At 49.5% G+C, this 5,365-nt stretch carries 6 protein-coding genes, 1 pseudogene and 1 other annotated feature; of the genes and pseudogenes, 2 read left to right on the top strand and 5 right to left on the bottom strand.

Annotation, left to right across the window (positions count from 1 at the left end; translation table 11 throughout):
- Positions 1-197 precede the first annotated feature (197 nt).
- Complete coding sequence (gene btsR, locus QZ506_RS18180; RefSeq protein WP_291972999.1) at positions 198-914, bottom strand: two-component system response regulator BtsR; 717 nt, start codon at positions 912-914, stop codon at positions 198-200.
- A 218-nt stretch (positions 915-1,132) separates the two neighbouring features.
- On the opposite strand from btsR, the gene QZ506_RS18175 reads away from it, so the two are divergent.
- A complete protein-coding gene (locus tag QZ506_RS18175) occupies positions 1,133-2,206 on the top strand; it encodes a 3-deoxy-7-phosphoheptulonate synthase (RefSeq protein ID WP_291972998.1) in 1,074 nt (357 codons plus the stop codon).
- Between the two features lie 6 nt (positions 2,207-2,212).
- A pseudogene (gene tyrA / locus QZ506_RS18170) lies at positions 2,213-3,326 on the top strand (bifunctional chorismate mutase/prephenate dehydrogenase).
- A 44-nt stretch (positions 3,327-3,370) separates the two neighbouring features.
- On the opposite strand, the gene pheA reads toward tyrA, so the two are convergent.
- The 4 genes from pheA to QZ506_RS18150 all read right to left on the bottom strand — a co-directional run.
- Entirely contained in the window at positions 3,371-4,528 is a 1,158-nt protein-coding gene (gene pheA / locus QZ506_RS18165; RefSeq protein WP_291972997.1) for a bifunctional chorismate mutase/prephenate dehydratase, read from the bottom strand.
- Between the two features lie 54 nt (positions 4,529-4,582).
- Positions 4,583-4,706: a sequence feature (Phe leader region), on the bottom strand.
- A complete protein-coding gene (pheL, locus tag QZ506_RS18160; RefSeq protein ID WP_196907589.1) occupies positions 4,658-4,705 on the bottom strand; it encodes a pheA operon leader peptide PheL in 48 nt (15 codons plus the stop codon). (Overlaps the previous feature by 48 nt.)
- A gap of 162 nt (positions 4,707-4,868) precedes the next feature.
- The gene (gene raiA, locus QZ506_RS18155) at positions 4,869-5,201 is read right to left on the bottom strand and encodes a ribosome-associated translation inhibitor RaiA (protein ID WP_291972996.1); all 333 of its coding nucleotides are present in this window, start codon (positions 5,199-5,201) and stop codon (positions 4,869-4,871) included.
- A gap of 52 nt (positions 5,202-5,253) precedes the next feature.
- Positions 5,254-5,365, bottom strand: a 112-nt coding sequence (locus tag QZ506_RS18150) for an IS1 family transposase (protein ID WP_291973000.1), incomplete at its 5' end; no start/stop codon positions are given.

Raw genomic sequence — 5,365 nt, 5'->3', positions numbered from 1 at the left:
TTTGTGTTTGATAATGGGATTGTTAGTATGAAGCATGAGAGTTACCTCGCGTTTTGTTTAAGGATTAGGCACCCATATCAAAACCGGTAACTCTCAACCTTTCAAGGTCCAGTGTCAGATCTAGTCGCGACTAATACACATAACACGTATCCGAATCTCATCCCATTATCCTTATCAGAGGGCGGTTTCTGTCGGTATCAAGCAATACCCAGCTTCTCTTTCAAGCTTTTTAAATAGCGTCGGCTCACAGGAATATGTTTACCAGTATGGGTAATGACTTCTGCGCCACCGTTATCCATCAACTGTATCTCCTGAAGCAGCTCGGTGTTCACCATATATTGGCGATGACAGCGGACAAAAGGCGTTTTCTCTTCCAGCGTTTTTAACGATAGCTGGGTATAACCTGACTGATTGAGCCCTACGACATGGACGCCGCTCAGCTCGGAACAGAGATATTCCACTTCTTCGATCTTAAGGAGAAAAATACGGTTGTGGCCGTGGCACGGGATATGCCTAAGTTGAGGCTCCGTAATAAGTTGTACATTTTTATTTACGGATGTGGCGCGTCGAAGACGATTGAGGGTTTTTGCCAGGCGCTGATTGTCCAGCGGCTTGAGCAAATAATCAAAGGCATGTTCTTCAAAAGCGCGCACCGCGTATTCGTCATAGGCGGTGACAAAAACAACATAAGGCATACTGTCAGGATCGAGTATGGCAACCAGTTCCAACCCACTGATTTTCGGCATCTGGATATCAAGAAAGAGCACATCCGGTTGAAGTCGGTTAATCAACGGTATCGCTTCCAGGGCGTTGCTGCACTGCGCTATTACCTCAATGTCATCTTCTTTATCCAGTAGTAGCAACAACTCTTCGCGAGCCAGTTGCTCGTCGTCAATTAGGATGGCTCTCAGCATGCTTTCCTCCTGTTGCATTGATTCTATCACTATTTGCATTGAGATAAGTGAGGAAAGCCAGTAACCCGCGACGCGAATGTGAGACTCAGGTGAAAGTGAATTAGTAATTTTAAACTTACACTGTATGGATTGAAATCTTTACATTGTGTGGTATCTTGAACTCAATGTGGCGGCTGAAAGCGCGCTACGCTACTCAAGAACTGTCCAGGAAAATGAACATGCAAAAAGATTCGCTCAACAACATCAATATTGCCGATGAACAAGTACTGATTACGCCCGATGAGCTCAAGGCAAAATTCCCGCTCAATGTGCAAGAAGAGCAGGCCATTGCCACGGCACGTCGTACCATTTCCGATATTATCCACGGTCGCGATAACCGGTTATTGGTGGTGTGTGGACCCTGTTCCATTCACGACACGGATGCTGCGTTGGAGTATGCCCGCCGCTTGCATACGCTATCAGCCGAATTGAGCGATCGGCTGTATATCGTAATGCGCGTTTACTTTGAAAAACCGCGTACTACTGTAGGTTGGAAAGGTCTTATCAATGACCCCTACATGGATGGCTCCTTCGACGTGGAGGCGGGGTTACACATTGCACGTGAGCTGCTGCTAAACCTGGTGAACATGGGGCTGCCTTTGGCGACAGAAACGTTGGATCCCAACAGTCCACAATATCTGGGCGATCTGTTCAGTTGGTCAGCGATTGGTGCGCGGACCACTGAATCGCAAACGCACCGCGAAATGGCTTCTGGCCTTTCGATGCCAGTGGGTTTCAAGAACGGCACCGATGGAAGCCTGGGCACGGCCATTAATGCGATGAAAGCCGCAGCAATGCCGCACCGTTTTGTGGGTATCAACCAAACCGGCCAGGTGTGCCTGCTGCAAACTCAGGGTAACAGTGACGGTCATGTTATTTTGCGTGGCGGCAAGCAGCCTAACTACAGCGCACAAGACGTAGCGGAATGTGAAAAACAGATGCAGGCTACGGGCTTAACGCCTTCACTCATGATAGATTGCAGCCATGGCAACTCGAATAAAGATTACCGTCGCCAACCGCAGGTGGTGTCATCCATTGTTGAGCAAATTAAAGCGGGTAACCGTTCCATTATTGGCATGATGCTGGAAAGTCATATTCATGAAGGCAATCATTCGTCGGAACAACCGCGTTCGGCAATGCAATATGGTGTATCGGTGACGGATGCCTGTATCAATTGGGAAAGCACAGATGCGTTGCTGAGATCGGTGCATCAGGAGCTAGGTGCGGTACGCCGTTCATCGTTGGGAGAATAACAGAACATGGTTGCAGAACTGACCGCGTTGCGGGATCAGATTGATGAGGTGGATAAGGCGCTGCTTGGTTTGTTGGCGCGCAGGCTGGAATTAGTGGCAGAAGTCGGAGAAGTAAAAAGCCGCTATGGTCTCCCTATCTATGCCCCCGATCGCGATGCTGCGTTCTCGTCGTGAAGAGGCCGAGGCCCTCAACGTGCCAGCGGATCTCATTGAGGACGTTCTGCGCCGGGTGATGCGAGAATCCTACGCCAGTGAAAATGACAAAGGCTTTAAAACACTGTGTCCGCAGCTCCCGCCTGTCGTCATTGTGGGTGGACGCGGGCAGATGGGGCGTATGTTCGAAAAAATGTTGCGTCTGTCCGGCTATGAAGTAAGGCTGTTGGAAAAAGACGATTGGCCGCAGGCTGACAGCCTGTTGGCGGATGCTGGTATGGTGATCGTTAGTGTGCCCATTCACGTGACGGAACAGGTGATTGCACAGTTACCGCGTTTGCCGGAGGATTGTATTCTGGTGGATCTGGCTTCGGTGAAAAATGGGCCGTTGCAGGCGATGCTGGTGGCACATTCTGGCCCGATCGTAGGTTTACACCCGATGTTTGGACCAGACAGCGGTAGCCTTGCCAAGCAAGTCGTGGTGTATTGCGATGGTCGCCAGCCTGAAGCGTATCAATGGCTGTTGGAGCAAATTCAGGTATGGGGCGCCCGGCTGCATCGCATCAGTGCGGTTGAACACGATCAAAATATGATGTTTATTCAGGCGCTGCCTCACTTTGCTACTTTTGCCTACGGGTTGCATTTGGCGGAAGAGAATGTGCAGCTTGAGCAATTACTTGCATTGTCTTCACCCATTTACCGGTTGGAGCTGGTGATGGTAGGGCTGCTGTTCGCACAAGACCCGCAGCTTTATGCCGATATCATCATGTCATCCGAAAATAATCTGGCCTTGATCAAACGCTATTACGCCCGTTTTGGTGAAGCGATTGCACTGTTGGAAAGCAAAGACAAAGCGGCGTTTATCGCCAGCTTCAAGAAAGTAGAGCATTGGTTTGGTGATTATGCCCAGCGTTTTCAGGTGGAAAGTCGAGCCTTGCTGAAACAGGCTAACGACAGCCGCATCTAGATGGCGGAGATGCGCTCCCAGCCAGGCGGCTGGGAGCGCTACACTCAGTGCATCTCAACGGGGACGACGTTCTCACTGGGGTAACAGCCGAGCACTTTCAGTGAGCGTGTGATGCACGATAACTCTTTCAGTGCTTTTTGTAATCCATCCCCGCGCAGGTTAGCCTGCACATCAATATAAAACATCTCTTCCCAGGGGTTACCGTAAATAGGACGAGATTCCAGTTTTGTCATAATGATGCTGTGTTCGCGCAGCACCAGCAGTGCTTCCACCAATGCTCCCGATTGCTGACCCGTAGCCATAATTAAGGTGGTTTTGGCGGGGACTTGCTCAGAGACATCAATCTGCTTACGTGCCAACACGATAAAGCGGGTGGTGTTTTGGGTCTGGTTTGCCAGGTTATGTTCCAGCACGCGCAATTGATAAAGTAATCCACCGGCCTCGCCGCCCAGCGCGGCGGCGTGGGGTGAATTCAATGATGCGACTTTTTCCATCGCAGCCGCCGTGCTTTCACAATATTCGATTTTCCATTGTGGATAACGCTGGATAAAATGGCTGCACTGCTGGAAGGGTTGTGGATGGCTGTAGAAGGTTGTAATTTTGCTTAAATCCGTGTCGGTAGCGACCAGCATACAGTGATCGATGGGGTGGGTAAGTTCGCCCACAATCGACAGCCCGGTATGTTGCAATAGATCGTACACGTCATTGATTGCACCCAATGTGGTGTTCTCAATGGGTAGAACGCCGTAGTCGGCTTGGCCGGTTTCAACCATCGCGAAGATATCCTGAAACTTCTGGCAGCCGCACTCAACCAACTGTTCAAAATGGCGCGCGGCATACTGCCGGGCAGCCAGATGGGAGTAGGAGCCTTTGGTGCCAAGAAAGGCGACACGCGCCGAGTGGGCTCCGGTGGGGTTAAGATGGTGCTGCAACAGCGCCTGCTGCGTTAGCACTGAGTCTTCAATAATTAGTTGAAACAGGCGCGTAATATAATGCCCATCAATATGATGAGGTTTTGCCGCTGCGATGAGCTTATCCAGCAAATCTCTTTCTCGTTCTTTGTCGCGAATCGTGCGGTGCGTATTTAACTTTGCGCGTGCCACTTCCAATGCCAACTCTCGCCGTTCGGCCAGCAGTTCAAGCAGTTTTAAATCCAACTCGGTGATACGTTCACGTAAGGCCAGTAACGGGTTGTATGTCATGGTTGTGTTACCTGTAAACTCATTTTTATCCATACAGTGCGTATAAATAAGTGCATAAAAAAAGCCCCCTGTTCAGGAGGCTTTCTGGTTCGTCTTCGTATTCTTTCAATATGACGAATCGCCTCACAATCAGGGGAAGGTAAAAAAGAATACGAAGAAAAACGGTGTGTGGCTCATTGGTTGCCTGTTAAGCGCTAGCGCTCTCATGGGGTGAAAGTACCCCTGTAAAGTAACTGTTGGCTTTTCGTTCTGTCAACTAAAAAGCGAAGGTGCCTTATCCTCAGAAACAAAAATGCGCCCTGACGGCGCGTTGTTGGCTACTGTTATCTGAAGGTTTTGATTATGACAACTCAATATCCGCGTCTTTGACCCCAGCCGTCGTTGCTCGACGTGCTTCTCCCTTATGCTGCATCTTGTTCAGTTGGCGCTCCAGTTTCGCAAGCAGCTCATTAATGGCAGCGTACATATCTTCATGCTTGGCGCTGGCGACCAAGGGACCATTGGGCGTACTAATACTCGCATCGGCAACAAAACCCACCGGTTCTTTGGATAAAATAATATGTGGGTTAATCAGGTGAGTTTGCCATTTATCCAGCTTGGTTAGACGGTCTTCGACATGCTGAAGTATTGCGGGGGTGATTTCCATTTGCTTACTGGTAATGTTGATCGTCATATAACATACCTCTCTGCTTTTGCGGTCGTGTATTCAATGAGTTGATGTAGCATCAAACGTAGTACTCGCGTTCGATGTAAGTACCGATGATCATATCGTGCATTTCGGATGATTTTGAATATCCGAGCGTCTTGCGATTGAGCCGTTGCAATCGGTTACGCAGT

This window comes from Candidatus Symbiopectobacterium sp., from assembly GCF_020054415.1.
GTDB lineage: Bacteria > Pseudomonadota > Gammaproteobacteria > Enterobacterales > Enterobacteriaceae > Symbiopectobacterium.
The sequence above is the reverse complement of the archived record's forward strand: the minus strand, read 5'-3'. Positions and strand labels throughout refer to the sequence as shown.

Excerpts from the sequence above, each read along its gene's own strand:
- btsR (WP_291972999.1), bottom strand. The coding sequence starts at position 914 with ATGCTGAGAGCCATCCTAATTGACGACGAGCAACTGGCTCGCGAAGAG.
- QZ506_RS18175 (WP_291972998.1), top strand. The coding sequence starts at position 1,133 with ATGCAAAAAGATTCGCTCAACAACATCAATATTGCCGATGAACAAGTA.
- pheA (WP_291972997.1), bottom strand. The coding sequence starts at position 4,528 with ATGACATACAACCCGTTACTGGCCTTACGTGAACGTATCACCGAGTTG.
- raiA (WP_291972996.1), bottom strand. The coding sequence starts at position 5,201 with ATGACGATCAACATTACCAGTAAGCAAATGGAAATCACCCCCGCAATA.